At 67.3% G+C, this 25,987-nt stretch carries 25 protein-coding genes; 14 read left to right on the plus strand and 11 right to left on the minus strand.

All coding sequences use genetic code 11. From position 1 onward, the window contains the following. Positions 1–4 precede the first annotated feature (4 nt). From pcaDC to AC07NY_RS01325, 5 genes are all read right to left on the minus strand, one after another. Positions 5–1,186, minus strand: a complete 1,182-nt coding sequence (pcaDC, locus tag AC07NY_RS01305) for a bifunctional 3-oxoadipate enol-lactonase/4-carboxymuconolactone decarboxylase PcaDC (RefSeq protein ID WP_494581201.1) — start codon at positions 1,184–1,186, stop codon at positions 5–7. A 10-nt stretch (positions 1,187–1,196) separates the two neighbouring features. Beyond that, the gene (locus AC07NY_RS01310; RefSeq protein ID WP_494581203.1) at positions 1,197–2,336 is read right to left on the minus strand and encodes a lyase family protein; all 1,140 of its coding nucleotides are present in this window, start codon (positions 2,334–2,336) and stop codon (positions 1,197–1,199) included. After that, positions 2,333–2,995: a 3-oxoacid CoA-transferase subunit B gene (locus AC07NY_RS01315; protein WP_494581204.1), complete on the minus strand. Its 663-nt coding sequence runs from the start codon at positions 2,993–2,995 to the stop codon at positions 2,333–2,335. Before AC07NY_RS01315 ends, AC07NY_RS01310 begins: the two co-directional genes overlap by 4 nt. Then, a complete protein-coding gene (locus AC07NY_RS01320; protein WP_492285798.1) occupies positions 2,995–3,705 on the minus strand; it encodes a CoA transferase subunit A in 711 nt (236 codons plus the stop codon). The genes AC07NY_RS01315 and AC07NY_RS01320 overlap by 1 nt, the downstream gene beginning before the upstream one ends. Before the next feature lie 182 nt (positions 3,706–3,887). Beyond that, positions 3,888–4,328: a PACE efflux transporter gene (locus AC07NY_RS01325; RefSeq protein WP_494581206.1), complete on the minus strand. Its 441-nt coding sequence runs from the start codon at positions 4,326–4,328 to the stop codon at positions 3,888–3,890. Positions 4,329–4,416: 88 nt separating this feature from the next. Here AC07NY_RS01325 and AC07NY_RS01330 point away from each other — a divergent pair, with 88 nt between their 5' ends. The 5 genes from AC07NY_RS01330 (at position 4,417) to AC07NY_RS01350 (ending at position 10,084) form a co-directional block, all read left to right on the plus strand. Next, complete coding sequence (locus AC07NY_RS01330) at positions 4,417–5,304, plus strand: LysR family transcriptional regulator (protein ID WP_494581208.1); 888 nt, start codon at positions 4,417–4,419, stop codon at positions 5,302–5,304. A gap of 247 nt (positions 5,305–5,551) precedes the next feature. Next, positions 5,552–7,117 carry an ABC transporter substrate-binding protein gene (locus AC07NY_RS01335; RefSeq protein WP_494581210.1) on the plus strand — a complete coding sequence of 522 codons (1,566 nt, stop codon included), beginning with the start codon at positions 5,552–5,554 and terminating at the stop codon, positions 7,115–7,117. A 104-nt stretch (positions 7,118–7,221) separates the two neighbouring features. After that, positions 7,222–8,163 carry an ABC transporter permease gene (locus AC07NY_RS01340; protein ID WP_494581212.1) on the plus strand — a complete coding sequence of 314 codons (942 nt, stop codon included), beginning with the start codon at positions 7,222–7,224 and terminating at the stop codon, positions 8,161–8,163. A gap of 10 nt (positions 8,164–8,173) precedes the next feature. Further along, a complete protein-coding gene (locus tag AC07NY_RS01345) occupies positions 8,174–9,019 on the plus strand; it encodes an ABC transporter permease (protein ID WP_494581214.1) in 846 nt (281 codons plus the stop codon). A 78-nt stretch (positions 9,020–9,097) separates the two neighbouring features. Continuing rightward, entirely contained in the window at positions 9,098–10,084 is a 987-nt protein-coding gene (locus tag AC07NY_RS01350) for a MurR/RpiR family transcriptional regulator (protein ID WP_494581216.1), read from the plus strand. Between the two features lie 13 nt (positions 10,085–10,097). Here the strand turns inward: AC07NY_RS01350 and AC07NY_RS01355 are convergent, their stop codons facing one another. Further along, on the minus strand, positions 10,098–10,970 hold the full coding sequence (locus AC07NY_RS01355) for a MurR/RpiR family transcriptional regulator (RefSeq protein ID WP_494581218.1): 873 nt from the start codon (positions 10,968–10,970) through the stop codon (positions 10,098–10,100). A 96-nt stretch (positions 10,971–11,066) separates the two neighbouring features. Here AC07NY_RS01355 and AC07NY_RS01360 point away from each other — a divergent pair, with 96 nt between their 5' ends. The 8 genes from AC07NY_RS01360 to AC07NY_RS01395 all read left to right on the plus strand — a co-directional run bounded on the left by AC07NY_RS01360 (position 11,067) and on the right by AC07NY_RS01395 (position 19,227). Next, positions 11,067–12,680: an ABC transporter substrate-binding protein gene (locus tag AC07NY_RS01360; protein ID WP_494581220.1), complete on the plus strand. Its 1,614-nt coding sequence runs from the start codon at positions 11,067–11,069 to the stop codon at positions 12,678–12,680. A gap of 84 nt (positions 12,681–12,764) precedes the next feature. After that, positions 12,765–13,742 (plus strand): ABC transporter permease, encoded by a 978-nt coding sequence (locus AC07NY_RS01365; RefSeq protein ID WP_492285789.1) that lies wholly within the window; start codon positions 12,765–12,767, stop codon positions 13,740–13,742. Then, positions 13,739–14,647: an ABC transporter permease gene (locus AC07NY_RS01370; RefSeq protein WP_494581222.1), complete on the plus strand. Its 909-nt coding sequence runs from the start codon at positions 13,739–13,741 to the stop codon at positions 14,645–14,647. Before AC07NY_RS01365 ends, AC07NY_RS01370 begins: the two co-directional genes overlap by 4 nt. After that, positions 14,644–15,636 (plus strand): ABC transporter ATP-binding protein, encoded by a 993-nt coding sequence (locus AC07NY_RS01375; RefSeq protein ID WP_492285787.1) that lies wholly within the window; start codon positions 14,644–14,646, stop codon positions 15,634–15,636. The genes AC07NY_RS01370 and AC07NY_RS01375 overlap by 4 nt, the downstream gene beginning before the upstream one ends. Next, positions 15,633–16,664, plus strand: a complete 1,032-nt coding sequence (locus AC07NY_RS01380; protein WP_494581224.1) for an ABC transporter ATP-binding protein — start codon at positions 15,633–15,635, stop codon at positions 16,662–16,664. Before AC07NY_RS01375 ends, AC07NY_RS01380 begins: the two co-directional genes overlap by 4 nt. Continuing rightward, a complete protein-coding gene (locus AC07NY_RS01385) occupies positions 16,661–17,536 on the plus strand; it encodes an alpha/beta hydrolase family protein (RefSeq protein ID WP_494581226.1) in 876 nt (291 codons plus the stop codon). Before AC07NY_RS01380 ends, AC07NY_RS01385 begins: the two co-directional genes overlap by 4 nt. A 198-nt stretch (positions 17,537–17,734) precedes the next feature. Beyond that, positions 17,735–18,376 carry an outer membrane protein gene (locus AC07NY_RS01390; protein ID WP_494581228.1) on the plus strand — a complete coding sequence of 214 codons (642 nt, stop codon included), beginning with the start codon at positions 17,735–17,737 and terminating at the stop codon, positions 18,374–18,376. Between the two features lie 167 nt (positions 18,377–18,543). After that, the gene (locus AC07NY_RS01395; protein WP_494581230.1) at positions 18,544–19,227 is read left to right on the plus strand and encodes a response regulator transcription factor; all 684 of its coding nucleotides are present in this window, start codon (positions 18,544–18,546) and stop codon (positions 19,225–19,227) included. Between the two features lie 192 nt (positions 19,228–19,419). On the opposite strand, the gene AC07NY_RS01400 is transcribed toward AC07NY_RS01395, so the two are convergent. Further along, on the minus strand, positions 19,420–20,748 hold the full coding sequence (locus tag AC07NY_RS01400) for an ATP-binding protein (RefSeq protein WP_494581231.1): 1,329 nt from the start codon (positions 20,746–20,748) through the stop codon (positions 19,420–19,422). A gap of 186 nt (positions 20,749–20,934) precedes the next feature. Between AC07NY_RS01400 and AC07NY_RS01405 the strand changes: the two genes are divergently transcribed. Beyond that, a complete protein-coding gene (locus AC07NY_RS01405) occupies positions 20,935–21,615 on the plus strand; it encodes an EipA family protein (RefSeq protein ID WP_494581233.1) in 681 nt (226 codons plus the stop codon). Positions 21,616–21,629: 14 nt separating this feature from the next. On the opposite strand, the gene AC07NY_RS01410 is transcribed toward AC07NY_RS01405, so the two are convergent. From AC07NY_RS01410 to AC07NY_RS01425, 4 genes are all read right to left on the minus strand, one after another. Further along, positions 21,630–22,313 (minus strand): lysophospholipid acyltransferase family protein, encoded by a 684-nt coding sequence (locus tag AC07NY_RS01410; RefSeq protein WP_494581235.1) that lies wholly within the window; start codon positions 22,311–22,313, stop codon positions 21,630–21,632. A gap of 105 nt (positions 22,314–22,418) precedes the next feature. After that, positions 22,419–23,543 carry an amino acid ABC transporter permease gene (locus tag AC07NY_RS01415; RefSeq protein ID WP_494581237.1) on the minus strand — a complete coding sequence of 375 codons (1,125 nt, stop codon included), beginning with the start codon at positions 23,541–23,543 and terminating at the stop codon, positions 22,419–22,421. A 1-nt stretch (position 23,544) separates the two neighbouring features. After that, positions 23,545–24,717 carry an amino acid ABC transporter permease gene (locus tag AC07NY_RS01420; protein WP_494581239.1) on the minus strand — a complete coding sequence of 391 codons (1,173 nt, stop codon included), beginning with the start codon at positions 24,715–24,717 and terminating at the stop codon, positions 23,545–23,547. 185 nt (positions 24,718–24,902) lie between these two features. After that, the gene (locus AC07NY_RS01425) at positions 24,903–25,925 is read right to left on the minus strand and encodes an amino acid ABC transporter substrate-binding protein (RefSeq protein WP_492286103.1); all 1,023 of its coding nucleotides are present in this window, start codon (positions 25,923–25,925) and stop codon (positions 24,903–24,905) included. Positions 25,926–25,987 lie beyond the last annotated feature (62 nt).

Here is a 25,987-nt window from a genome sequence, read left to right on the forward strand (position 1 = left end):
TGGCTTAGGTGGCCGTCTCGATCTCCTTCATCACGGCAGCGGCTTCAGCGAAGGCGGTGTTGCCGGCGGGCACGCCGGCATAGATCGCCGTCTGCATCAGCACCTCCTTGAGGTCGTCGCGGGTGAAGCCGCCGCGGGTCAGGCCGGCGCGGACATGGAGGCGGAATTCCTCCCAGCGGCCGAGGCTCGCGGTGATCGCCAGCACGAGCAGCCTACGCGTGCGGTCGTCGAGGCCGGGCCGGCTCCAGATCTCCTGCCAGGCGATACGGGTGATCATCGCCTGGAACTCGGCGTTGAACGGCGTGCGATTGGCGAGAGAACGGTCGACCCAGGCGTCGCCCAGCACGCGGCGACGGTTCTTGAGACCGGCTTCGAACAGGGCCTCCGCCGCGTCCTGTGTATCCGGGGCGGGCGTGAGGAAGGCGCGCAGGGCGCCGGCCAGCGCGGCGGGCGCTTCCAGCGGGGCGAGATGGCCGCAATCGAGCCGTTCCAGCGCAGCGCCGGGGATCGCGGCGACGAGGTTTTCGCCATGGCCAGTGAAGGGGGTGGAGGCATCACGCTCGCCGACGACGACCAGCGTCGGGCAGGCGAGCGCGGGGATGCGGCCGATCAGCTCCATGTCGCGGATCGCGGCGCCGGCTCCCGCATAGCCCTCGCTGTTCATGGCAATGAGGTTGCGCCGGACACTCTCAGTGATGGCCGTCTGCCCCGCCGTGAAGGCCGGCGACAGGAAACGCTGCATCGCGAGATCGGCGATCGCGGCGGTGCCGCCAGCGCGGACTTTTGTGATCCGGTCCTGCCAGGCGGCCTTGTCCATGGTGGCGGAGGTGCAGATCAGCGCGAGTGCCGAGACGCGCTCGGGCCGCGAGAGCGCCAGCTCCATCGCGATCATGCCGCCGAGCGAGACGCCGGCTACAGCCGCCCGTGCGATGCCGGCTGCGTCCATGACGGCGGCGACGTCACCCGCCAGCGTGGCGAGCGTGTAGTCGCCGTCGGGGGCATCGGAGGCGCCGTGACCGCGCGTGTCGAGACGCAAGGTCCGGAAGGCGCCGAGCAGGGCCGGCATGGCCGCGTCCCATAAACCAAGATCGGTGCCGATCGAGTTCAGCAGGACGAGCGCCGGTTTGTCCTCGCTGCCCTCCAGCTTCCAGTAGATGCGGGCGCCGCTATTCGCTGCGAAAGGCATCGCGCGTTCCTCAGTCGTGCTGGGCGAGCAGCGCGGCAACCAGGGCCGCGCTCTCGCCGATATCGTTGCCAAGCCCAGCTGCCGCTAGATTGCGGGCGATGGCGGCCTCGTCGATTTCCAGCCCTTCCGCGACCGTCGCCATGGCCTCGGTCGCGCCGGCCGCAAGCAGGAAGAGATCGGCCAGTGCCGGGCCTTCCGCCTGCCAGCCGCCAAGGCCGCGTTCCTGCTCGGCGGGTAGGCCAGCGAGGATGCCGGCAACGAGGCCGGGCGCGCGCAAGCTGGCGGAGAGCGCGACCTGGCAGCCGGTCGGGTTACGCTTATGGGCCATGGCGGAGGAGCCGCCGCGGCCGGGAATGACGGGTTCGCGAGCCTCGGCGATGCCGTTCTGGGCGAGAAGCGAGACGTCGCGCGCCATCTTGCCGAGCGCGCCGATGGCAATGGCGAGCGCTGTCGCGATGCCGGCGATGCCGCCGCGGCGAGCATGCCAGGGCGGCGCGTCGGGCAGGCCGAGCGCCGCGGCGAGACGGGCGGAGACGGCCGCCGCTTTGCCGTCGAGGCCGGCACGGGAGCCGGCCGCGCCGCCGAATTGCAGGGCGGCACCTGTCTCGACTTCATGGTGCAGGCGGGCAGCGGATTCCGCGATGCCGGCCTGCCAGTGCGCGATGCGCAGGCCGAAGCCGATCGGCAAGGCATCCTGCAACAGCGTGCGGCCGATCGCCGGTGTCGCGGCGTGGCGCTTGGCGAGAACGGCAAGCGCCGTCGTGATGCGCGTCAGGTCGCGACCGAGCAATTCACTCGCAGCGCGGATCTGGCAGGCCAGAACGGTGTCGGCGACGTCCTGACTGGTGGCGCCCTTGTGCAGGACCTTGGCGGCGTCACCGCTCAGGGCGGCACGCAAGCGCGCCACCAGCGGGATCGCCAGCGTGCCGGCGAGCGCCGCTTCCTCCGCGAGCTCTGCGGGGTCGATCGTGATCGTGGCGCAAAGCTTAGCGATCGCTTCGGCCGCCTCGGCGCCGATCAGGCTCTCGGCCGCCTCGGCGCGCGCGAGTTCGGCCTCGAAGGCGAGGGCATGACGCAACGTGGCCGCGTCCGAGAACGCGGCCAGCATGGCTGGGGTCGTCGCCGGCCGTGCGCGGAGGAGGCCGCTCACGCGGCCTTTGCGAGGCTTGGCGCGACGGCGAAGGCGGCCTGCGTCTTCGCCTTGATCTCGTCGAGCGTGACGCCCGGCGCGATCTCGACCAGGGTCAGCCCGCCGCCATTGGCCTTGTCGCAGGTCATCACGCAGAGATCGGTGATGATCATGTCGACGACGCCCGCGCCGGTCAGCGGCAGCGAGCAGCGCTCCAGCACCTTGGATTCGCCGGCCTTGTTGGCGTGATCCATCACGACGATGACCTTCTTCACGCCAGCGACGAGGTCCATCGCGCCGCCCATGCCCTTCACCATCTTGCCGGGGATGGTCCAGTTGGCGATGTCGCCATTGGCGGCCACTTCCATGGCGCCGAGGATGGTCAGGTCGATATGGCCGCCGCGGATCATCGCGAAGCTATCGGCCGAGGAGAAGAAGCTCGAGCTCGGCAGCACCGTGATCGTCTGCTTGCCGGCATTGATCAGGTCCGGATCGGCCTCGCCCTCATAGGGGAAGGGACCGATGCCGAGCAGGCCGTTCTCTGATTGAAGCGTGACATCCACACCTGCAGGGATGTAGTTCGCCACGAGCGTCGGGATGCCGATGCCGAGATTGACGTAGAAGCCGTCCTTGAGCTCCTTGGCCGCGCGGGCGGCGACCTCTTCGCGGGTCCAGGCCATCAGGCTGCCTCCCTCTTGCGCTCGGTCAGCTTCTCGATGCGCTTCTCGTTGATCGTGCTCTTGATGACGCGGTCGACATAGATGCCGGGCGTGTGGATCGCCTCGGGATCGAGCGAGCCGACCGGGACGATCTCCTCGACCTCGGCCACGGTCACCTTGCCGGCGGTCGCCATGTTCGGATTGAAGTTCCGCGCGGTCTTCCGATAGACGAGATTGCCGGCGGTATCGGCCTTCCAGGCCTTGACGATGGCGACATCGGCGCGCAGCCAGGTCTCGCGGACATAGAGCTGGCCCTCGAATTCCTCGACCGGCTTGCCCTCGGCCACGACGGTGCCGACGCCGGTCTTGGTGTAGAAGGCCGGGATGCCGGCGCCACCGGCGCGAATGCGCTCGGCCAGCGTGCCCTGCGGATTCAGTTCCAGCTCCAGCTCGCCGGCGAGGTATTGCTGCTCGAACAGTTTGTTCTCGCCGACATAGGACGCGATCATCTTCTTGATCTGGCGGCTCTGCAGCAGCATCCACAGGCCGAAGCCATCGGCGCCGGCATTGTTCGAGATCACGGTGATGTTCTTTACGCCGGAATCGCGGATCTGCGGGATCAGGCTCTCGGGATTGCCCGACAGGCCGAAGCCACCCGACATGATCGTCATGCCATCGAAGAGCAGCCCTTCCAGCGCAGCCGCCGGGCCGTCATAGATCTTACCTGTCATCGTTCCTCCCAAGGCGCGGCCTGCTGCCGCGACATGCATTCGCGCCGGGACGGGCAGGCCGCCCCGGAGGTTCCGGGCGATCAGAATACGATCGCCCGCGAATGTCCATGGCTGCCGTAGCACAGATCGCCGGCAGGCTGGGAGGGCCTAAGCGCTACGACCGCGTCAGGCCGGCGGGAGGCTCAGGCGACGGCCAGCTGTGGCTGCGCCGGGACGGGGAAGACCCGGTCATAGGCGAGATTGAAGAGGAACGCGTAGACCACGTAGAAAACCACGATGGCGAGGTCCATCACGAAGGTCTCCCACAGGCCCATGCCGAGATACCAGGCCATCGGCGGCAGCAGCAGGACCAGCAATCCGCCTTCGAACAGCAGCGCATGCAGCACGCGCAGCCGCAGGCTCTTGCGGGTATGGCCGGTGAAGCGAAGCATCGCGTGGTCGAAGCCGAGATTGTAGACGAAGTTCCAGAGCGTTGCGACGGTGGCCGAGCCGACGCCGATCACGCCCATATGGGTCGCCGGCAGGTTGAAGAGCATGGCGCCGCCGGGGATCACCAGCGCCAGCCCGATGACCTCGAACAGCACCGTGTGGCGAACCCGATCGGGGAAGGAGCGCATGGACATCTAAAACACCTGTCGTTCTCGTTGACGCGGTGCCTTCTATCGCTAAATCTGGCTATCTCAAGTTAGGTTGTATCTGGATATCAGATAGATGAATCTCTCCTTCGAGCAGCTGGAGGCCTTCGTCGCGGCGGCCGAGCAGGGCTCCTTCTCGGCTGCGGGCCGCGCGCTGCGCAAGGCGCAGTCGGCGGTGAGCACGCAGGTCGCCAATCTGGAGGAGGACTTGGGCGTCGCGCTGTTCAGCCGGGCCGGCCGCAATCCCGTGCTGACGGCGGCGGGCGAGCGCCTGCTGCGTGAGGCGAAGGTGATCCTGGACCGGCGCGCGCATCTGATCGGCGTCGCCAGCAGTTTCGAGAGCCTTGTCGAGACACGGCTCGTCGTCGCCATCGACGAGCTTTATCCCGAGCATCTGCTGGGCGCACTCTTCGCCGATTTCGCGCGGCATTTCCCGCATGTCGAGCTGGAGCTGCTGTTTCCGCTGATGGAGGATGTCAGCCAGCTCGTCCTGGCCGGGCAGGCCGATATCGGGGTGATGTGGCGCCAGGAGGCGCTGCCGCCGGAGCTCGGCTTCCAGACGGTCGGCTGGGTGCCGATCAAGCTGGTCTGCGGCAAGGACCATCCGCTCGCCGGCACGCGTGTCGACTGGGAGGAGCTGAAGCGCCATCGCCAGATCCTCGTGGCGGCGCGCGGAGACGGGCCGGAGAAGCAGCGCCTGCGCGTGGCTGCCGAGGTCTGGTGGGTCGAGAGCCATTGGGTGATCCTGCAACTGGTCAAGCAGGGCATCGGTTGGGCCTTCGTCTCCAGCTATGTCATCGCGAATTCGCCGGTGACGGCCGATCTCGTGACGCCCGACCTCCAGTTCGACGATTTCGACCTGCCGGTGGCGCTGGAGATGGTCTGGCACAAGCAGCGCCCCTGCGGACCGGCGGCGCGCTGGCTGCGCGAGCGCTTTGCGGCGGCGCGGATCGGCGCGGCCTGAGCAGGACCGGTCAGGCCGGGAATCCCCATCCTTAGTGAGATGCCACCTGCTCAGCTGTTCGGATTTAGGAATTAAATTACATATTTGACTTCAGCGCTCCGCGGTGATCGTTGGGTGAAGTCGGGCAGATCTGCGCCCATGGCGGGGGTATCGACGAATCTCGATTGCCTTTCGGCTGCCGCTGCGGTAAATGATCCGTAATAAAATTTCATAACGCTGCAAATAGCGGCTTCTACGGGGAGTGATCATGCAGAACGATGTCCTGTCTCGTGCCGGCCTGACGCGCCGTGGCCTCGGCGGCCTTGCCGCCGGTCTCGCGGCCTCGACGATGCTCGCTCCGGTCGCCGCCCTGGCGCAGGGCGCTACGAGCGCTAACCTCGCCATGGTCGGCGAACCGCAGTCGCTCGATCCGATGGCCTCGACCGCCGATCTCGTCGGCACGATCATGCAGCACGTTTACGAGCCGCTGTTCACTTTCGACGCCAATTGGGCGATCCAGCCGATGCTGGCGGCGGCCCAGCCGACCGTCTCGGCCGACGGCAAGACCTATGCGATCGAGCTGCGCAAGGGCGTGAAACTCCATAACGGCCGCGAGCTCGATGCCGAGGACGTGGTCGCCTCGCTGAAGCGCTGGCTGGAGATGACACCGCGCGGCAAGGGCCTGGCCAAGAGCGTCGCGAGCCTGAGTGCCAAGGGCCCGTCGAGCGTCGAGATCGTGCTCAGTAAGGTCGAGCCGGCGTTGCTGGCGCATCTCGCCCTGCCGTCCGGCTTCGCCGCGATCATGGCGAAGGAATCGATCGCCAATCCGCTGGTCGAATTCGTTGGTACCGGCCCCTACAAGTTCCGCGAGCGCAGGCCCGACCAGTTCGTCGTCCTCGTCAAGCACGACACTTACGCCTCGCGCAGCGAGCCGGCCTCCGGCTATGCCGGCAAGCGCGAAGCCAAGATCGACGAATTGCGCTTCATTCCCGTGCCGAACGCCAATACCCGCGTCGAGGGCGTGATCGCCGGCCAGTACCAGTTCTCGGACCAGCTGCCGGTCGAGGCCTTCAAGAAGCTGTCCGGTGCCAGCGCGGCGCGCGCCGTGCTGACCATGCCCTTCGGCTTCCCCTATTTCCCGACCAACACCAAGCAGGGGCCGATGGCCGATGTGAAGGTCCGCCAGGCCTTCCAGATGGCGCTCGACCTCGAAGAGGTGCTGATGGCCGGCTTCGGCGACCCGAAATTTTTCGCGCTGGCGCCCGAGCATTTCCCGAAGGGCTCGCCCTTCTTCTCGGAAGCCGGCAAGGACAAATACAGCAAGGCCGACGCTGCCGGCGCCAAAAAGCTGCTCGCCGAGGCCAAGTATGACGGCACGCCGATCCGCATCCTGAACTCCAAGCAGTACGACTTCCATCATCGCATGGCGCTGGTCATGGCCGAGCAGATGAAGGCGGCGGGCTTCAAGGTGCAGCTCGACGTCGTCGACTGGGCGACGCTGATCCAGCGCCGCGGCGATGCCGCGCTCTGGGACATCTACATCACCCACTCGGCCTTCCTGCCGGAGCCGATGCTCTCGCCGCCGCAGCTTGGCGAAGGCGCGCCCGGCTGGTGGTCGAGCCCGGCCAAGGAAGCCGCTCTCACCGCCTTCAACGCAGAGCCCGACCCGGCCAAGCGCGGCGCGCTCTGGGCCAAGGTCCAGCAGGTCGTCTATGACGAGGTGCCCTATATCCGCGCCGGCAATTTCGCCGCGCTCTCCGGCGCCTCGGCCAAGATGAAGGGTTTCGCGGCGATGCCGTGGCCGTCCTTCTGGAACGTCGAACTGGGCAAGTGATCCCAAGGGATCGCCGTCACATCTGACGCCTCCCCGGCGCGGTCTCGACCGCGCCGCTTCTCCTTTTCCCGAAACGCCTGCCTCCAGCCAACGGAGCGTATCCGATGCTCGCGCATCTCGGACGCCGGTTCGCCGGCCTGCTGCTCGTGCTTTTCATCGTTGCCGCACTGGTCTTCTTCCTGACGCGGCTGGCCCCCGGCGACCCGGCCGCGCTGATGCTCGGCGACCAGGCCACGGCCGAGGACATCGCCAAGCTGCGCACTGCCTACGGGCTCGACAAGCCGCTGGTGGTGCAGTTCGTGCTCTGGCTGAAGGAGGTCGCGAGCGGTAATCTCGGCCACTCGATCTTCCTGCAGCGGCCGGTGACGCAGGCCTTGCTCGAACGGGCCGAGCCGACCTTCTTCCTGGCGATGTTCTCGCTTGCGATCGCCACCGCGATCGGCGTGCCGGCCGGCATCGCCTCGGCGGTCTGGCGCGGGCGCCCGATCGACCAGGCGGTCAGCGGGCTTGCGATGCTCGCCGCGAATATCCCGAGCTTCTGGCTCGGGCTGATCTTCATCCAGCTCTTCGCGGTCAAGCTCGGCTGGTTCCCGGTCGCGGGATACGGCTCGCCGGAGGCCAGCCTCACTGAGCGCCTCCAGCACCTGCTGCTGCCTTCCGCCGTGCTCGGCGTGGTCAATTCGGCGCTGATCACGCGCTTCACCCGCGCCAGCATGCTCGACATCCTCAGCGCCGACTTCCTGCGCACGGCGCGGGCGAAGGGCTTGTCCGAGCGGCGCGTGCTGCTGGAGCATGCCTTCCGCAACATCCTCGTGCCGGTCATCACCGTGCTCGGCCTGACGCTGGCGCTGCTGATCGGCGGCGCGATCGTGACCGAAACGGTGTTCGGGCTGCCCGGCGTCGGCAATCTCGTGGTCTCGGCGGTGCTGCGGCGCGACTATCCGGTGATCCAGGGCGCGCTGCTCGCGGTCGCCGCGATCTATGTCCTGATCAATCTCCTCATCGACCTGATCTACACGCTGGTCGATCCGCGCGTCCGTTACTGAGGGGGCGACGATGAACTCACCTGTCCTCGCCTTCTGCCGCAGCCTGTTCCGGCGCAAGCTGGTGCTCGTCGCGACGCTCGTGCTCCTGATCGCCTTCGTGCTGGCGCTGTTCGCGCCCTGGCTTTCGCCCTTCGACCCGGGCGCAATGCGCGTGGTGCGGCGCCTGCGCCCGCCAAGCGAGGTCAACTGGTTCGGCACCGACGAGCTCGGCCGCGACATCTTCTCGCGGGTCGTTTGGGGCGCGCGCGCCTCGCTCGGCATCGGCTTTTCGGTCGTGGTGATCTCGATCACGCTGGGCGCGGCGCTCGGGTTGCTTGCCGGCTATTTCAAGCAGCTCGACGGCCCGATCATGCGGCTGGTCGATGCGCTGATGTCGCTGCCCGACATCCTGCTGGCGATCTTCCTCGTCGCCGTGCTCGGCGCCTCGGCCGGCAATGTCGTGCTGGCCCTGTCGATCGTCTACACGCCGCGCGTGGTGCGGGTCATCCGCGCCTCGACGCTGGTCGTGCGCGAGATGCCCTTCGTCGAATCGGCGCGCTCGATCGGCGCCTCGACCGCGCGCATCCTGTCGATCCATCTCCTGCCCAACATCGCCTCGCCGGTGCTGGTGCAGGCGACCTTCATCTTCGCCTATGCGGTGTTGGCCGAAGCGGGGCTCTCCTTCCTCGGCGCGGGCGTGCCGCCGGAGGTGCCGACCTGGGGCGCGATGATCGCATCCGGCCAGCAATTCGCCGATGATGCCTTCTGGCTCGTCGCCTTCCCGGGGCTGGCCATCGTGTTCGTGGCCCTATCCTTGCAGATTGTCGGTGATGGCCTGCGCGACATGCTGGACCCGCGCCTCAGAAAGGCGCTGTGATGGCCGCCCGGCCGATGCAGTTCCCGCAGGCCGGCTCTGGCCGGCCTGCATGATCATCTCCAACCGAGGGCTTGCGGCATGACGCGCGGATCCCAAGCCTCCGATATCAACGGCCGGCCTGCCGGGCCTGAGGATACGGTCGGCGCGTCCGATATCCTCAGCGCCATCCGGGCCGGACTCGAGACGATGTCCGAGAGCCAGCGCCGCGTCGGGCGACTGATCCTCGACGACCCCGACTGGGCGGTGAAGGCCAATGTCGAGGATATCGCGGCCCGGGCCGGTGTCAGTGCCCCGACCATCGTGCGCTTCGCGCGCGCGGCAGGCTGCGAGGGCCTCAAGGATCTCAAGCTGAAGCTCGCCGGCGCGCTGGCGCTGGGCGCGCCGTTCCTGCACCGTTCGGTGCATGTCGGCGAGACCGCCAACGATGTCGTGCGCAACGTCACCGGCAGCGTGACCACGGTCATCGCCGAATGGCAGCGCCGGCTCGACCCGGCCGAGCTCGACCGGGCGGCGGCGGCGATCAAGCGGGCGCGGCGGATCGACTGCCTCGGCACCGGCGCGACCTCGCATTTCCTGGCGCAGGACCTGCAGGCGCGGCTCTTCCGCCTGGGGCTTACCGCGAACGCCTTCTCGGACGCGCATTTCCAGCTCGTTGCGGCAGCGACTCTGACCTCGGCCGACGTGCTGGTTGCGATCTCCTTCGTCGGGCGCATGCCGGCGCTCTTGCGCGCTGTCGAGGTCGGCCGGGAGCGGGGCGCGACCGTGATCGTGCTGACGCAGACCGGCACGCCGCTCGCCGAACTCGGCCATATCGTGGTGCCGATCGACGTGCCGCGCGACGCGACCATGCTGGTCGGCACCGACGCTTATGTCGTGCAGCTGATCGCGATCGAGGTGCTGATGATCCTCGTCGGCCTGCGGCAGGGGCCGGGGCTGATCGCGCGGATGAACGATCTCCAGCACGTGCTCAACACCTATGGCGTCGATCGCGAGGACCCCTCCGTGCTGCATGCCGGCTGGCGGCAGATGCTGGAGCAGGCGGACGGCATGTCCGAGACCGATTGATCCCGGTCGCCGACTACTGGTGGAAGGTCCAGAGCAGGCTTTCGCTGAGTTCCTTGAGGGCTTCGACCGCATCCGGACGCTCGCGCGCGACGGCGGCGATGAGCGCATCGGCCAGGGCAAAGACGGCGGTCGGCGAGTTCGGCAGCAAACGGCTGCGGGCCGGGGCGAACAGCGTGACATCGGCGACGGGGGCGAGCGGCGAGGTCGGGCTGTCGGTCAGCGCCAGCAGCGAGGCGCCGCGCTTCTTGGCGAAACTCGCGAGATCCAGCGTGGCGCGGGAATAACGCGGCACCGAGATCGCGACGACGAGGTCGTCGGGGCGGGCCGACATCATGTGCCGGATGGCGCGCTCCGGGCCGGTGCGCGATGACGCGAAGATCACGTCGGCATCGAGATAGAGCGCGAGCCCGTCCTCCAGGAAGGAAGCGACATGATGGCTGGCGCCGGAGGCCGCGATGAAGACGCGCGGCGCCTTCAGGAGTAATTCGACAGCCTTCGTCACGGAAGCCTCGTCGAGCCCGTCGCGAGAGGCCTGGAGATTGGCGTTCTGGTCGGCGAGCGCGGCGGTGAAGGTCGCGAAGATCGAGCCGGCGGCGGAGCGGGCGCCGGCGAAGCTGTCGACCGGGTCATGGGCGAATTTCAGGGCTGCCGAAAGCCCCCCGCGGAATTCGCTGTAGTTGGCGTAGCCGAGCGCCCTGACAAAGCGCGTCACCGTCGCGTTGGAGGTGCCGCTGCCCTCGGCCAATCCCTCGATCGTCATGGTCGCGACATCGAGCGGGTGCTGCAGCACGAAATCGGCAGCGCGGCGATGGCCGTTGCTCAGCGACGGGTAAATCTGGGCGATCCGATTGGAAAGATCCGTCGTCGGCTTCAGGCCCTGTGACATGCGCGGCTACCCGATTGACGTTCGAAAATTTTCATGTTTGCTACTAGACGAAAATAAAACTGTCAAAAGCGGTTTCAACCGGGAGCGGACCTGATCATGCGTAAACCCATTTTCCTTGCGGCCTTCGCGGCCGCTTGCCTTGCCGGCACGGCTGTCTCGGCGCAGACGCTGCGCATCGCCTTGGCCTCGGAGCCGACGGCCGTCGATCCGCATTACCACGACCTCACCCCCAACAATGCACTGGCCCAGCATATCTTCGACTCGCTGGTGCGCCAGGACGAGCAGCAGAAGCTGCATCCCGGCCTCGCCACCGCCTGGGAGAACGATGGCAAGAACCGCTGGACCTTCAAGCTGCGCGACGGCGTGAAGTTCACCAATGGCAAGCCGTTCACCGCCGAGGACGTGGTCTTCACCTTCTGCCGCACGCTGAAGAACGAGACCAAGGTCTCCGATTCCTTCGCCGACATCACCGGCAATTTCGCCTCGGTCGAGACGCCCGACGCTCAGACGCTGGTGATCAACACGAAGGAGCCCGAGCCGCTGCTGCCGAACCTGCTGTCGGGCTTGAGCATCCTCTCGGCCTCGATCGTCGAGCATGGCGCGATCAGCTACGACGTCGCCAAGAACTGCGGCGTCACCGGCCCTTGGCCGACCGTGACCGGCTTCAATGACGGCACGCTCGCCGTCGGCACCGGCCCCTACAAGCTCAAGTCCTATGTGCGGGGATCGGCGATCGAGCTCGAGCGCAACCCGACCCATTGGGGCAAGGCCGAGCCTTGGGCGACCGTGCGCCTGCTGCCGGTGACCAATGCCGGCCCGCGCCTCGCCGGCCTGCTTGCCGGCGACTATGACGTGATCGAGAACCCTGCGGCGCGCGATCTCGGCCGGATCAAGGACGACAAGCGCTTCGGCCACGTCATCACGCCCTCGACCCGCGTGGTCTATTTCCAGCTCGACGTCGGCCGCGACCAGAGTCCCTTCGTCAAGGCGGAGGATGGCAAGAACCCGCTGAAGGATGTGCGCGTCCGTCAGGCGATGTCGCTCGCCATCGACCGCGATGCCATCGTCAAGCGCATCATGGACGGTGCCGCGGAGCCGGCCTACCAGTACCTGCCGACCGGCATGTTCGGCACGCGGGCGAATCCGCCGAAGCTGGCCTATGATCCGGCGCAGGCGAAGAAGCTTCTGGCCGAAGCCGGCTATCCCAAGGGCTTCCAGCTCACGCTCTCGACCACCAACGACCGCTACATCAACGACAGCCAGATCACCCAGGCCGTCGCGCAATACCTGACCCAGGTCGGCATCAAGGCCGAGGTCGACGCGATGACCCGCGCGATCTACTTCCCGCGCCGCGCCAAGAAGGAATTCTCGGTCGCGATCGGCGGCTGGGGCTCCGGCACCGGCGAGGCGGCGTCGTTCCTGCGCCAGTGGCCGCCGACCCCGAACGAGGCGAAGACGATCGGCGGCTCGAACTATGGCGGCTACAAGAACGACCAGTTCGACAAGATCATCCGCGAGGCCATCACCACGCTCGACGACAGCAAGCGTGCGTCGCTGCTGCAGGAAGCCGGCAAGATCGTCATCGACGACTACGCCTTCATCCCGCTGCACTTCGAAAGCGGGATCTGGGCCTTCAAGTCCGAGCTCGACGTCAAGGGCCGCGCCGACCAGTTCATGCTGGCGATGTCGGTGAAGCCGAAGGCCAAGTAAGCCGCCGGCCGACAGGCCATCGACAAGCCGGGCCGCCTCTCGCAGGGCGGCCCGCGAACCATTGAGCGGAGCCGGTCGAGCGTCATGAGCGCCTATGTCCTGCAGCGATTGATCCAGAGCGTGCTCGTGCTGCTCGCGGTCTCGGTCGTGGTGTTCTTCGCCGTCTACGGCATCGGCGATCCGATCGAGCTGCTCGTCTCGCCATCGGCGAGCGCGGCCGAGCGTGAGGCGCTGGTCCGGAGGCTGGGCCTCGATCTGCCGGTGTGGCAGCAATATTTCGTCTTCATGGGCAATGCCCTCAAGGGCGATCTCGGCCGCTCCTTCGTGCATGGCGTGCCGGCGATCGAGCTCATTCTCGGTCGCCTACCCGCGACCTTCGAGCTTGTCCTGCTCTCGATGACGCTCGCCATCGTCACCGGCGTGCCGCTCGGGCTCTATGCCGGGCTCGACCCGGACAGCCGCCCCTCGCGCATCATCATGGGCAGCACCATCCTCGGCTTCTCGCTGCCGAGCTTCTGGAAGGGCATGATGCTGATCCTGCTCTTCGCGGTCGTGCTCGGCTGGCTGCCCACGGCCGGACGCGGCGAGACGGTCTCGGTCCTGGGCATCCAGACCAGCCTGCTGACCCGGGACGGGCTTAGCCATCTCGCCCTGCCGGCGATCAATCTCGCGATCCCCCAGATGGCGCTGATGATCCGGCTCGTCGCCGCCGGCACGACCGAGGCGATGACGCAGGACTATGTGAAATACGCGCGCGCCAAGGGCGTGAAGCCGCGCCGCGTCGTTGGCCGGCATGTGCTGCGCAATATCCTGATCCCGGTCGTCACCGTGGTCGGCATCGAGTTCGGCAGCCTCGTCGCCTTCTCGACGATCACCGAGACGGTCTTCGCCTGGCCAGGCATGGGCAAGCTGCTGATCGACTCGGTCTACCAGCTCGATCGGCCGGTGGTCGTCGCCTATGTGCTGCTGGCGACGCTGCTCTTCGTCACCGTCAACTTCCTCGTCGACATCCTCTATGCCGCGCTCGACCCGCGGGTGAAGCTGACGGGAGATATGGCATGAACGCCCCAGCGAAAGCCCCGGCCATCCCCGCCTATGCCGACACGCCGCTCCGCGATACGGTGCTGCGCCGCATCCGCAACCGGCCGACGACGCGTGGCGCCGCGATCCTGCTCGGCATCATGGTCGCGCTCGCCCTGCTCGCGCCCTTCATCGCGCCGCAGAACCCGCATGACCTCGCCGCGCTCAGCGTGATGGACAACCGGCTGCCGCCGGGCGAGGCCGGTATGAACGGCATGACCTATTGGCTCGGTACGGATTCGCAGGGCCGCGACATGCTGAGCGCGATCCTCTACGGCCTGCGCACCAGCCTGATGGTCGGGCTTACCGCGACGCTGGGGGCGCTCTTCATCGGCATCTCGGCCGGGCTCGTCGCAGCGCAGTTCGGCGGCGTGGTCGATGCCGTGATCATGCGCGTCGTCGATTTCATGCTCGGCTTCCCCTCGATCCTGATCGCGCTCGTCCTGCTCGCTTCGATCGGGCGCGGGGTCGACAAGGTCATCCTCGCCATCGTGCTGGTGCAATGGGCGCAATATGCCCGATTGATGCGCGCTTCCGCGCTGGTCGAGCGGCGCAAGGAATATATCGAGGCTGCTCTGAATTTCGGCCTGCCGACCCGGCACATCATGATCGCGCATCTGCTGCCGAACTCGGTCGGCTCGGTGCTGGTCGTTGCCTCGATCAGCATTGCCGGCGCGATCACGCTGGAGGCGACGCTGTCCTTCCTCGGCGTCGGCGTGCCGGTGACGCAGCCCTCCCTCGGCCTGCTGATCGCCAACGGCTTCGAGTTCCTGCTCTCCGGCGAATACTGGATCGCGGTCTTCCCCGGCATCGCGCTGGTGCTGCTGATCGGCTCGCTCAACCTCGTCGGCGACCGGCTGCGCCGCAGCTTCAACGTGCGCTCATGACCGATCTCACAACCAACCCCTTGCTCGAGGTTCGTGGCCTCAGGACCGTCTTCCATGCGCTCGACGGCGCCTGGCCCGCCGTCGACGGCGTCGATCTCAGCGTCTCGCGCGGCGAGGTCTTGGGGCTCGTCGGCGAATCCGGTTCCGGCAAGTCGGTGACCGGCTTCTCGCTGGTGCGCCTGATCGATCCGCCCGGCGAGATCGTGGCGGGCACGATCAGCTTCGGCGGCGAAGACCTGCGCGCCGCGACCGAGGAGCGCCTGCGCGATCTCCGGGGCGACCGCATCGCCATGATCTTCCAGGACCCACTGATGACGCTGAACCCGGTGCTCAGCATCGGCGAGCAGATGAGCGAGGCGATCCTGGAGCATCGCGATTGCAGCCGCGAGGAAGCGCTCGGCGAAGCGGCGAAGGCGCTAGCCCGCGTCGGCATCTCCTCGCCGGAAGCGCGGTTGAAGCAGTTTCCGCACGAGTTCTCCGGCGGCATGCGCCAGCGCGTCGCGATCGCGACCGCGTTGCTCAACGCGCCCGACCTGATCATCGCCGACGAACCGACGACGGCGCTCGACGTCACCATCCAGAGCCAGATCCTGTTCGAGGTGCAGAAGCTCGCCCGCGAGACCGGCACGGCCGTGCTCTGGATCACGCACGACCTCGCGGTCGTGGCCGAGCTCGCCGACCGGGTGGCGGTGATGTATGCCGGCCGCGTCGTCGAGATCGGACCGGTGGACGCGGTGCTCGATGCGCCGCGCCATCCCTATACGCTCGGCCTGCTTCATTCCTCGGCCGCCAATGTCGCGCCGGGCGAGCGTCTGAACCAGATCGACGGCGTCGCGCCGCGGATCGATGCCCGCCCGAGCGGCTGCCCGTTCCGGCCGCGCTGCCCGCGCGTCCAGCCGGTCTGCGCCGAGCGCGATCCTGAAACGACAGGCGAGGGCGTGCACCGCTTCCGCTGCCATAACCCGGTGCCGGTGGGAGAAGCGGCATGAGTGCTTCGACAACCGCCCAGACCGGCGCCCCGATCATCGAGCTCAAGGGCATCACCAAGCATTTCCGCCGCAAGCCGACGCTGGCGGAACGCATCCTGATGGCGACCGGGCGGGGCAAGGCGCCGCCTGTGCTGCGCGCCGTCGACGGCATCGACCTCAGCGTCAAGCGCGGCGAGGTCCTCGGCCTCGTGGGTGAATCCGGCTGCGGCAAGTCCACGCTCGCCCGCGTCGTCACCGGCATCCTGAAGCCGACGACCGGCGAGGTGGTCTACGAGCAGCAGCCTGTTGCCGGCCTGAAGGGCAAGGAGCGGCTCGATTTCCTGCTGAAGGTCCAGATGATCTTCCAAGACCCTTATGCCTCGCTCGATCCACGCATGAAGGTCAGCCGCATCGTCGGCGAGGCGCTCAGCGTCCACAAGCTCCTGCCCAAGGCGGAGATCGATGGGGCGGTCGACCAGGCGCTGAGCGAGGTCGGGCTCGATCTCGCCTATCGCGAGCGCTATCCGCACCAGTTCTCGGGCGGCCAGCGCCAGCGCATCGGCATCGCGCGGGCGCTTGCCGTGAAGCCGGACTTCCTCGTCTGCGACGAGCCGGTCTCGGCGCTCGACGTCTCGATCCAGGCGCAGGTGATCAACCTGTTCATGGATGTGCGCGAGCGCCACGGCCTGACCTATCTCTTCGTCAGCCATGATCTCGGCCTCGTGCGCCATATCAGCGACCGCGTCGCGATCATGTATCTCGGCCGCATCGTCGAGGTCGGCACGGCGGCGGAGATCTTCGCCAAGCCGGCGCATCCCTATAGCGCGGCGCTGATCGCGGCGATCCCCTCAGCGGCACGGCGCAAGCGCGCCTTCCAGCCGCTCAAGGGCGAATTGCCCTCGCCATTGGCGCCGCCGCCCGGCTGTCCGTTCCATCCGCGCTGCGAGCAGGCGATGCCGGTCTGCCGCGAGGTTCGGCCGGTCCTCACCGAGGTCGCGCCCGGCCGCAGCGCCGCCTGCCATCTGCACAAGGCTCCGGAGGCCGCATGACCACCACGACCCTCAACCCGCCGGCCGGGCGCAGCACGCTGCCCTTCATCGACGCCAGCCATCCGGACAAGCCGCTGGAGGTGAATTTCTACCGCCCGGCGCGGCACCAGCCGAACGATCCCGTGATCGTCGTTCAGCACGGCATGCTACGCAATGGCGACGATTACCGCGATTTCTGGATCGACGCGGCCGAGAAGCACAACCTGCTGATCGTCGCGCCGACCTTCCCGAACGAGCCTTTCCCGAAGGCCGAGGGCTATAACAACGGCCTTGTCGTGTCCGGAGAGGGGACGATCGCGCCGCGCACTGAGTGGCTCTATGCTGTGCCCGGCCGCGTGCTCGATGCGCTGCGCGCTGCCGGCGTGATCGACAAGCCGGTGATCCGCATCTTCGGCCACTCGGCCGGCGGCCAGTTCGTGCACCGCATGCTGGCAACGGAAGGCGGCGCGCTGTTCGCGGCGGCGATGGCCTCCAATCCCGGCTGGTACACCTTGCCGACGCCGGAGCGGAATTTTCCGGAAGGGCTCGGCGGGCTTGGGCTCGACAAGGCGGCGCTGACGCGCTGGCTCGCCTATCCGATGATCCTCTTCGCCGGAGACCGGGATATCGCGACGGATGACCCGAACCTGCCGGCGCAGGCGGAAGCCCTGGCGCAGGGGCCGCATCGCTATGGCCGCGCCCATTTCATGCTCGATTTCGGCAAGGCCGAAGCCGCGCGTCTCGGCGTGCCCTGCAACTGGCAACTGCTCACGGTTGCCGGCATCGGCCATGACGGGGCGGCGATGTCCCGCGCGGCCGCGTCCTACTGGTTCGAGGGCGGCCGGATTCCGCCGGCCGAGGAGCTCGGCAAGCAGGCGGCTCCGGTTCTCTGACCTGCCTCTATCCGGCCCCGCCCACCATCGGCGGGGCCTTTTTTCGACATCGCTCGGCTTCGGCCGTCCTTGCCCTCGGAATGGGCAACCTTGCCGTAATCTTCGCCCGCAATCTGCGCATGCCGGCCCGCTCCGACCCACGGAGCCGAATCGGCTGGCAGATGTGTCGGTGGCGAGGAGCCCCGCAAGGAGTAATCGATGTCTCGTATCCTTCCGATGGCCGCCCTCGGCCTGATGGCCCTGTTCGCGTTGCCCGCCGAAGCGGCCGACCGGGCACGGCCGCGGCCCCAGGAATGGCCGGCCTATTCGGCGCCGCGTGCCTATAACTGGAATGGCCTCTATGTCGGCGCGCATGCCGGCGGCGCCTTCGACCGCTTCAACGGCGTCAGCAAGAAGAGCCGCAACGAAGTGCTGTTCGGCGGACAGGTCGGCTACAACGTCCAGATGGGCACGATGCTCTTCGGCGTCGAAAGCGACCTGTCGATGAACGGCTTCGGCAAGGGCTCGAAGCGTGGCGGCGGCACCAGTGCCGACATGCGCTATGTCGGAACGCTGAAGGCGCGCGCCGGTGTCACCTTCGACCGCCTGCTGGTCTACGGAACCGGTGGTCTCGCCTATGGCAGCATCAAGGCGAGCGACGGCCTGCTCTCCAAGACGCGCGGCAAGACCGGCTATGTCGTCGGCGCCGGCGCCGAATACGGCATCACCGATAATCTCTCCGCCAAGGTCGAGTACAACTACGTCTCGCTCGGCAAGGACAACTTCCAGCTTGGCAACAGCCGCACGCGGGTCGGCGTCACCGAGCATCTGGTCAAGGCCGGCCTGAACTACCGGTTCTGATCGCGAAGGTTCCGGGCCGGCCCGTCAGCCGGCCTGGTTCGGGTTGCGGTACCGCGCGTGCGTCGCTGTCGCGCCGGCCGCAACCGGTCATGGGTGGAGCGTCATGTCTGGATTTGTCGCCCCTTCTCCGACATGACGTTCCATCCATGCATCACCACGGACGTGACATGCGCGCTTTGATTGTCGAGGACGAGCCGGATCTCATGTCCTATCTCTCGCTGTTGCTCGGCAATGCGGGGCTGGTCGTGGACCGCACGGATAGCGTGGAGACCGCGCTTGCGGCCCTGCGGACGGCGCCGTTCGACATCGCCGTGGTCGACCGGCGCCTGCCCGATGGCGACGGGCTGTCGATCGTCAAGGCGATGGCCACGGCGGAGAACCGCCCGGCTTTCCTGATGCTGACCGCGCGTGACGCCAAGCCCGACGTGATCGAGGGCTTGAACGGCGGGGCGGACGATTATCTGGTCAAACCTTTCGAGCCGGGCGAACTGATCGCACGCGTCCGCGTTCTCGCACGCCGGCGCAATCCGAAGCGCTCTCTCGTCCTCAATGCGGGCAATCTCTCGCTCGACCTCGAAGGCCGCAACGCCTCGGTCGGGACGGAGGCGCTCGACCTGCGCCGGCGCGAGGCGCTGATCCTGGAAGCGCTGGTCCAGCGCACCGGCCGAGTCGTCACGCGCGACGTGCTGATCGAGGCGGTCTACGGCTTCGACGACCTGATCGAGTCCAACACGCTGGAAGCGCAGATCTCGCGGGTCCGGCGCAAGCTCCGTGACGCCGGCGCGGATGTCGAGATCACCTCGCTGCGCGGCATCGGCTATATCCTGAAGAAGGCCGAGCCGGCGCTTTAGCGAATAGTCGGCACTACCCTTGTCATTCCGGGGCGCGCCGCAGGCGCGAACCCGGAACCCACGACCGGGTGAGCCTGTCTGTCGCCATTTCGAAAGCGCCCACCCAGTCGTGGGTTCCGGGTTCTTCGCTGCGCGAAGCCCCGGAATGACAAAGGTGGTGCGAAGTCGCTGCCATCACGTTGCTCAATCCAGCTACACAGTCCGGAAGGTCAGGCGGATCGTCGTGCCGCCGCCTTCGGTGTCGCTGAGATCGAGCGTGCCGCCATGGGCGGCCATGATGTCGCGCACGATCGTCAGGCCGAGCCCGGCCCCGGTCGAATGCGGCGACATGCGGTTGAACGGCTCGGTGACCTGCGCGCGCTTGGCGGCGGCGATCCCGATGCCGTCGTCGCTGACCTCCAGCACGCTGCCGTCGATGACCTTGACCAGGATGGAGGAGCGCGCCTGCGCGTGGCGCAGCGCATTGTCGATGAGGTTGGCGAGCGCCGCGCGGGTGGTGGCCTCGTTGGCTGCGATCAGGACATCGCGCGTCCCTTCCTCTTCGAGCGCGATGCCGATGCCGTTGCTGAGCACGAGCGGGGCGAGATCGGCGAGCACATCGCGCGCCAGTACATTGAGGCGCAATGGCTCGAAGGGCAGCTCGGTGTTGTGCAGCCGGGCGAGCTGCAGCATCGAGGAGACGATGGTGGTGAGGCGGCTGACATCGGTCGTCAGCGCCAGGCGCTCGCCCTCGTCGGACAGCGAATCCACCTTGGTGCGCATCACCGCGAGCGGGGTGCGCAGTTCATGCGCGACATTGTTCATGAAGCGCCGCTGCACCTCCATATTGCCCGCGATCTGGTCGAGCGCCGAGTTCAGCGCGGTCGTCAGTGGCATCAATTCGACCGGGGTCTCCTCCGTCGGCAGCAGGCCGCGTGGGGCACGCGGATCGATCCGGGCGGCGGCCTCGGCGGCGCTACGCAAGCGGCTGGTGATGTAGGACACCGACATGGCGATCGCCGCGGCGATCATGATCCCGAACACGACCGAGATCGCTGCTGCGGAACCTGCGATGGCGCGCAGGAAATAGCCGAGGATCACGGCCCAACCCGGCCGCCCGCCGCCGGTGGCGACGAGGATGCGGCTGCCGTCCTGCTCGGCGACATCGACCGAGAGCGCGTCGTCGCCGCCGACCCGCATCTGCGCGGCGATGGTCGGGCCGTCCAGCCGGATGTCGATCGGCAGGCCCGGCCGCAATTCTGGCGCATACTCGACGACCGAACGTCCGTCGGAGACCAGATACCAGAGCAGCGGGCTGGCCTGCTCGACCTTGATCAGGCCCGGCGATTTCTCGACCTGCAGCGCGGCGCTGCCGGAGGAGCGCACGCTTTGCCGAATGATCTGGGAGGTGACATCGTTGCGCAGGACGCCCGGGTCCTCGGTGATGAAGGTGAAGGCGAGCACGGCCGCGATGAAGGCGACGAACAGCACGATGCCGAGCAGCGTCAGCCGGATGGTCAGGGCGCGCGAGAGCGAGGTCATCGCCGGGCACCCGTCAGCGGCCGCGAGCGTTTCGACGCAGGGGATATCGAAACGGTTTCAACGTTGCGGGTCGTCACGGAGCCTCTGTGCGGGTATGGCTTCTTGGGCCGGTGGCGTCGCCCTGCCGGGCTCTGCATGGACCGTATCACCCTTGTCGTTCAACTCCCTCATGGATCCCCTCGCCTGATGCAAGCGCTGCGCGCCATGGCGGGAGGGGGCCGGCTGCGCCGCATGGTGCTGGCGGTTCTGCTCGCCATCGCGCAGGCGCAGGCGCCGGTTTTCGCGCAGAGCGTGCCGCGGCGGGAGGACATCCGGCCCGGCCAGTTGCCGACCGCGTCGCGGCAGGACATCGCCCGGCTGGTCGAGGGCGTGTTCGACACAGCCTCCAAGACGGTCAGCGTGCCGATCGAGCGTTCGCTCGCGCTGTTCGGGGAGCCGAACGCCTATATCGTCGGCGGCGAACTCAGCGGCTCCTTCGTGGTTGGCGGGCGGCATGGCAGCGGCGAATTGCGCTTCTCGGATGGCATCCCGATGCCGGTGATCTGGACCGCGCTTTCGGTCGGCATCGGGCTCGGTGCCGATTACGGGCGGGTGATCATGCTGGTCTACGGGCTCGACCGGCAGGAGGACGTGTTCGGCACCTATGCCAGCCTCGGCGGCAGCGCCCATTTCCTCGCCGGAGCGAATGCGACGATTCTCGCGTCGAGCCGGGCGCGGATCGTGCTGATCTCGTCGGGACTGGGCCTCAGGCTTTCGGGAGACCTTAGCCGGATTCGGATCGAGCCCGGCGGCGAGCCGGAGACGCTGCGTCCGCCGGCGGATATCTGCGGAGCGCCAGGTGGCTGCGCGCCGCCAGGCCGCCGCTGAGGCCGCGCGCAGGATCAGCGTTCGCTGCCGATATTGCGTTGAGCGACGGCATGGAGCTCGTCGAGGCGCTCCGAAATATCCATGGCGATCAGGCCGATCTCGCGGGCGTCGGCGGCCTTGCGTACGTAAAGGGGTTCGGACCAGAGGACGCAGCCGCGCCCGAAGGGCAGGGCGATGCTGGCACGGTCCCAATTGTCGAGATCGACCCGCGCACTGGTGACGGCCGCGAAGAGATAGATCGGCCTGCCGGTCGCCCGGGCGAGCTGGACGGCGCCCTTGCCGGCGATGCGCGACAGCTTGGGGACATCGGCGGTCAGCATCAGGCTCGTGCCCTGGCGCAGGGCTTCGCGCATCTCGAAGAAGGCCGGGACGGAGCGCTTCGCCATGATCTTGGCCGGGGTCTGCGTGCCGGAGCCGCGGATGCTGCGAAATCCGGCGCGCTCGACCGCGGAGCTTACGACCGAGCCGTCGAAATGGAGCGAGGTCAGGACCGCGACGCGCGAGGCGCCCTCCAGAGCAGCAAGGGTCAGCATCTGCTGGCCGTGCCAGGTCAGAGCGATGAAGGGCTCGCGGTTGCGCTCCCAGGGCCGCGCGCCTGGGATGACCGGCTTGAAGCGCGTCGTCCGCCTGATCAGGTCGAGATAGGCGTGCAGGGCGCGGCCGGCGAGCGCCGCCGACCGGTCTGGGTTGAAGAGCATCGTCCGATCTCCACGATGAGAATCATCGGGAGTGGTCGGCGCGGCGGCTTGCTGGAACATTGCGCGGGCGCGAAAGCGCCCACGAAGTGTTTCCAAAAGCCTCTATCAGTGCCGGCCGTGGCTGTGATCGGTCTTCAGGCGCCTTTCGATGAAGCGGCTATAGGAGCCCATGCCGTAGCTGAACACGGCATAGACCAGTGCCGCGAAGATATAGCCTTCCAGCACGGCGATACCCTGCCAGGCCGGATCGCGCATGGCCGAGCGCACCGTGTCGAGGAAATCGAGCAGGCCGATGATGGTGACCAGCGTCGTGTCCTGGAAGAAGCCGATGAAGATGTTGACCAGCGGCGGGATCACGATCTTCAGCGCCTGCGGCAGCACGATCTTGCGCATCGACAGCCAGTAGCCGAGGCCGAGTGAGGCGGCTGCCTCGTGCTGGCCCTTCGGCACGGCCTGCAGGCCGCCGCGCACCGTCTCGGCGATATAGGCGCCGGCGAAGATGATGATCGCGACCTGGGCCCGCAGCAATTTGTCGATGGTCACGCCATCCGGCATGAACAGCGGCAGCATCACCGAGGCCATGAACAGGATCGAGACCAGCGGCACGCCGCGGACCATCTCGATGAAGACGACGGCGATGACCTGGATCGCCGGCAGCTTCGACGAGCGCGCCAGAGCCAGCAGCACGCCGAGCACGAAGCCGAAGGCGAGCCCGACCGAGGAGAGCATGAAGGAGAGCGGCAGGCCGCCCCAGTTCGTGGTGTTGACGATGCTCAGGCCGAAGATGCCGCCATACATCAGCACGCCGCAGATGACGACGACGGCGAGCCAGAGCCAGAGCAGCCGGCGCGACCAGAAGCGCGGGATCATCGAATAGATCATCGCGCCCAGGAAGATCAGCACCGCCAAAGCGGGCCGCCAGTGCTCGTCATAGGGGAAGAAGCCGAAGATCATGAAGCGCAGCTTCGCCGCCAGGAACGGCCAGCAGGCGCCGGCTCCGGCCGCTGCCTTGCAGGTCTGCGGCCCACCCTCGACGATGGCGCGGGTGACGAGCCAGCCCCAGGCGCCGGTGACGAGCCGGTAGATCAGCCAGAGGCAGGCGAGGGTGACGACGGCGTTGAGGGGCGAGCCGATATAGGGCTTGAACAACGCGAACCAACTGCGCGCCGGCCGCACCGGTCGTTCGTCGGGGATGGAGGCGAGGGTGTTGAGCTGAGCGGTGTCGGTCATCTCAACGCTCCACCAGCGCGACGCGGGCGTTGTACCAGTTCATCAGCATGGAGATCGTGATCGACATGCCCAGATAGACCAGCATGAAGATGGCGATGCCCTCGATCGCCTGCCCGGTCTGGTTCATCGTGGTGTTGGAGACCATGACGAGATCGGGATAGCCGATGGCGATGGCCAGCGACGAGTTCTTGAAGGTCGAGAGATAGGAACTGGTCAGCGGCGGGATGATCACACGTAGCGCCTGCGGCAGCACGACGAGCCGCATCGTCTGGCGGTCATGCAGCCCGACCGCGCGCGCCGCCTCCCATTGGCCGCGCCCGACCGAGAGGATGCCGGCGCGCACGATCTCGGCGATGCCGGCGGAAGCCGAGAGAGCGAGTCCGACCAGCAGCGCGGTGAATTCCGGGGTGACCTGCAGGCCGCCGGTGATGCGGAAACGGCCCTTTTCCGGCCAGTTCACCGCCATCTCGGGCTGGAAGACGAACATGGCGAGAAGCGGCGGGATCACGAGCGCGAGCAGGACGAAGGGCCAGGCCATGCGGCTCTGGCCGGTGGCGACACGCTTGCGGCGGAAGGACGAGGCGATGACACAGGCCAGCACGATGCCGATCACGGCGGCGGCCAGCACGCCGGTATGGGCGGACGACCAGCGCAGCGATGGTACGATCAGGCCGCCATTGCTGAGGAAGACGTCCGGCAGGATCTGCCAGGCCTCGCGCACCGGCGGGAAGACCGCGACGATGAGCGCGTACCAGAGGAAGAGATAGAGCAGCAGCGGCACGTTGCGCAGCGCCTCGACATAGAGCAGCGCCAGCGTGGAGAGCAGCGGGTTGCGCGACAGCCGGGCGATGCCGACGACGAGGCCGAGCACGCTCGAGAGGATGACGGCGAAGACCGAGACCCAGATCGTGTTGAGCAGGCCGACCAGAATGGCGCGGCCATAGGTGTTGCCGGAATCGTAGGAGATGAAGGACTGGCTGATGACGAAGCCGGCCGGCCGGGAGAGGTAGTCGAAGCCGGTCGCGATGTTCTGCGCCGCCAGCTTCCGCGAGACGGTGCCGAAGAGATAGAGGCCGATGCCGACGACGAGCGCGACCGCGACGACCTGATAGAGCACGGCGCGGACGCGCACGTCATAGAGCAGCCGCACCGGGCTGGAATCGGAGGTGGCCATCGGGCTGTTCCGGGCTGGGGACGCACCGGCCGCGCGAAGGCGGCCGGCTGTCTCAGGTCAATCGAGGGAACGCATGGCAGATCGCTCCCGCGTCCCGCCGGACGCAGCAACAGCGATCGATGTATTTATTGTCGCCTCGGACGGAAAAGCGCAGGCCGCCTTCCCGCCCGAAGCGAGGGCCGGAATCACCGGAAGGGCGGGGAGTAGATCAGGCCGCCCTTGTTCCAGAGCTGGTTGGGGCCGCGAGTCAGGCCGAGCGGGGTCTTCTCGCCCAGATTGCGCTCGAAGAGCTCGCCGTAATTGCCGAGCTGCTTAATCGCGTTATAGGCCCATTTGTTGTCGATGTTCAGCATCTTGCCGAGATCGCCGTTGACGCCGAGCAGGCGCTGGACCTCGGGATCCTTGCTCTTGAGTTGCTCGTCGATATTGCCCTTGGTGATGCCGTATTCCTCGGCCGCGATCAGGGCGTTGACCGTCCAGGAGACGATGTCGCGCCAGTTGCTGTCGTTCTGGCGGACGACCGGGGCGAGCGGCTCCTTCGAGATCGTCTCGGGCAGGATGACGTATTGCTTCGGGTCGTTGGCGATGGCGCGCACCGAGGCGAGATCCGAGCGGTCGGTGGTGATGACGTCGCAGCGGCCGGAGAAGAAGGCGTTGCGCCACTCGTCGGGGTTTTCGAAGACGACCGCCTCGTACTTGATGTTGCGCGGCTTGAAATAGTCCTCGAGGTTCTGCAGCGTCGTCGTGCCCGGCAGGATGCAGACGGCCGATTGCGAGAGTTCGGCAGCGCTCTTCACGCCGAGCTTGGTCGAGACCATCAGGCCCTGGCCGTCATAGAAGACGACCGGCGCGAAATCGAGGCCGAGCGAGGTGTCGCGCGAGAAGGTCATCGTGGTCTGGCGCGAGAGCAGGTCGACCTCGCCCGATTGCAGGCCCTGGAAGCGGACATTGGTGTTCAGCGGAACGAAATCGACCTTGTCCGGCACGCCGAAGACGGCTGAGGAGACAGCGCGGCAGACATCGGCGTCGAAGCCCTGGCGGACGCCCTTGTCGTCGGCATAGGAGAAGCCCGGGGCCGTCGGGGAGACGCCGCAGAGCACCTTGCCGCGCTTCCTGACGGCTTCGAGCGTCGCCTGCGCCGAAGCCGGCGCGGCAAATACGGAAAAGGCCGCAGCGGCAAGGCCGAATGCGACCATTTTGGTGATCATCTTTGACATAGGCGTTTCCCCTTGCGCGCGCCTGTGATCGGCGCGTCGAAAGCGAGCCTATT

This window comes from Allobosea sp. GW821-FHT09G06, assembly GCF_059416005.1.

What these genes read in the sequence shown, in the direction of transcription:
- AC07NY_RS01320 (WP_492285798.1), bottom strand. Translation starts at nt 3,705, where the DNA reads ATGACAGGTAAGATCTATGACGGCCCGGCGGCTGCGCTGGAAGGGCTG.
- AC07NY_RS01315 (WP_494581204.1), bottom strand. Translation starts at nt 2,995, where the DNA reads ATGGCCTGGACCCGCGAAGAGGTCGCCGCCCGCGCGGCCAAGGAGCTC.
- AC07NY_RS01390 (WP_494581228.1), top strand. Translation starts at nt 17,735, where the DNA reads ATGTCTCGTATCCTTCCGATGGCCGCCCTCGGCCTGATGGCCCTGTTC.
- AC07NY_RS01385 (WP_494581226.1), top strand. Translation starts at nt 16,661, where the DNA reads ATGACCACCACGACCCTCAACCCGCCGGCCGGGCGCAGCACGCTGCCC.
- AC07NY_RS01350 (WP_494581216.1), top strand. Translation starts at nt 9,098, where the DNA reads ATGACGCGCGGATCCCAAGCCTCCGATATCAACGGCCGGCCTGCCGGG.
- AC07NY_RS01400 (WP_494581231.1), bottom strand. Translation starts at nt 20,748, where the DNA reads ATGACCTCGCTCTCGCGCGCCCTGACCATCCGGCTGACGCTGCTCGGC.
- AC07NY_RS01420 (WP_494581239.1), bottom strand. Translation starts at nt 24,717, where the DNA reads ATGGCCACCTCCGATTCCAGCCCGGTGCGGCTGCTCTATGACGTGCGC.
- AC07NY_RS01335 (WP_494581210.1), top strand. Translation starts at nt 5,552, where the DNA reads ATGCAGAACGATGTCCTGTCTCGTGCCGGCCTGACGCGCCGTGGCCTC.
- AC07NY_RS01330 (WP_494581208.1), top strand. Translation starts at nt 4,417, where the DNA reads ATGAATCTCTCCTTCGAGCAGCTGGAGGCCTTCGTCGCGGCGGCCGAG.
- AC07NY_RS01405 (WP_494581233.1), top strand. Translation starts at nt 20,935, where the DNA reads ATGCAAGCGCTGCGCGCCATGGCGGGAGGGGGCCGGCTGCGCCGCATG.
- AC07NY_RS01375 (WP_492285787.1), top strand. Translation starts at nt 14,644, where the DNA reads ATGACCGATCTCACAACCAACCCCTTGCTCGAGGTTCGTGGCCTCAGG.
- pcaDC (WP_494581201.1), bottom strand. Translation starts at nt 1,186, where the DNA reads ATGCCTTTCGCAGCGAATAGCGGCGCCCGCATCTACTGGAAGCTGGAG.
- AC07NY_RS01370 (WP_494581222.1), top strand. Translation starts at nt 13,739, where the DNA reads ATGAACGCCCCAGCGAAAGCCCCGGCCATCCCCGCCTATGCCGACACG.
- AC07NY_RS01415 (WP_494581237.1), bottom strand. Translation starts at nt 23,543, where the DNA reads ATGACCGACACCGCTCAGCTCAACACCCTCGCCTCCATCCCCGACGAA.
- AC07NY_RS01325 (WP_494581206.1), bottom strand. Translation starts at nt 4,328, where the DNA reads ATGTCCATGCGCTCCTTCCCCGATCGGGTTCGCCACACGGTGCTGTTC.
- AC07NY_RS01395 (WP_494581230.1), top strand. Translation starts at nt 18,544, where the DNA reads ATGCGCGCTTTGATTGTCGAGGACGAGCCGGATCTCATGTCCTATCTC.
- AC07NY_RS01340 (WP_494581212.1), top strand. Translation starts at nt 7,222, where the DNA reads ATGCTCGCGCATCTCGGACGCCGGTTCGCCGGCCTGCTGCTCGTGCTT.
- AC07NY_RS01345 (WP_494581214.1), top strand. Translation starts at nt 8,174, where the DNA reads ATGAACTCACCTGTCCTCGCCTTCTGCCGCAGCCTGTTCCGGCGCAAG.
- AC07NY_RS01410 (WP_494581235.1), bottom strand. Translation starts at nt 22,313, where the DNA reads ATGCTCTTCAACCCAGACCGGTCGGCGGCGCTCGCCGGCCGCGCCCTG.
- AC07NY_RS01355 (WP_494581218.1), bottom strand. Translation starts at nt 10,970, where the DNA reads ATGTCACAGGGCCTGAAGCCGACGACGGATCTTTCCAATCGGATCGCC.
- AC07NY_RS01380 (WP_494581224.1), top strand. Translation starts at nt 15,633, where the DNA reads ATGAGTGCTTCGACAACCGCCCAGACCGGCGCCCCGATCATCGAGCTC.
- AC07NY_RS01425 (WP_492286103.1), bottom strand. Translation starts at nt 25,925, where the DNA reads ATGATCACCAAAATGGTCGCATTCGGCCTTGCCGCTGCGGCCTTTTCC.
- AC07NY_RS01360 (WP_494581220.1), top strand. Translation starts at nt 11,067, where the DNA reads ATGCGTAAACCCATTTTCCTTGCGGCCTTCGCGGCCGCTTGCCTTGCC.
- AC07NY_RS01365 (WP_492285789.1), top strand. Translation starts at nt 12,765, where the DNA reads ATGAGCGCCTATGTCCTGCAGCGATTGATCCAGAGCGTGCTCGTGCTG.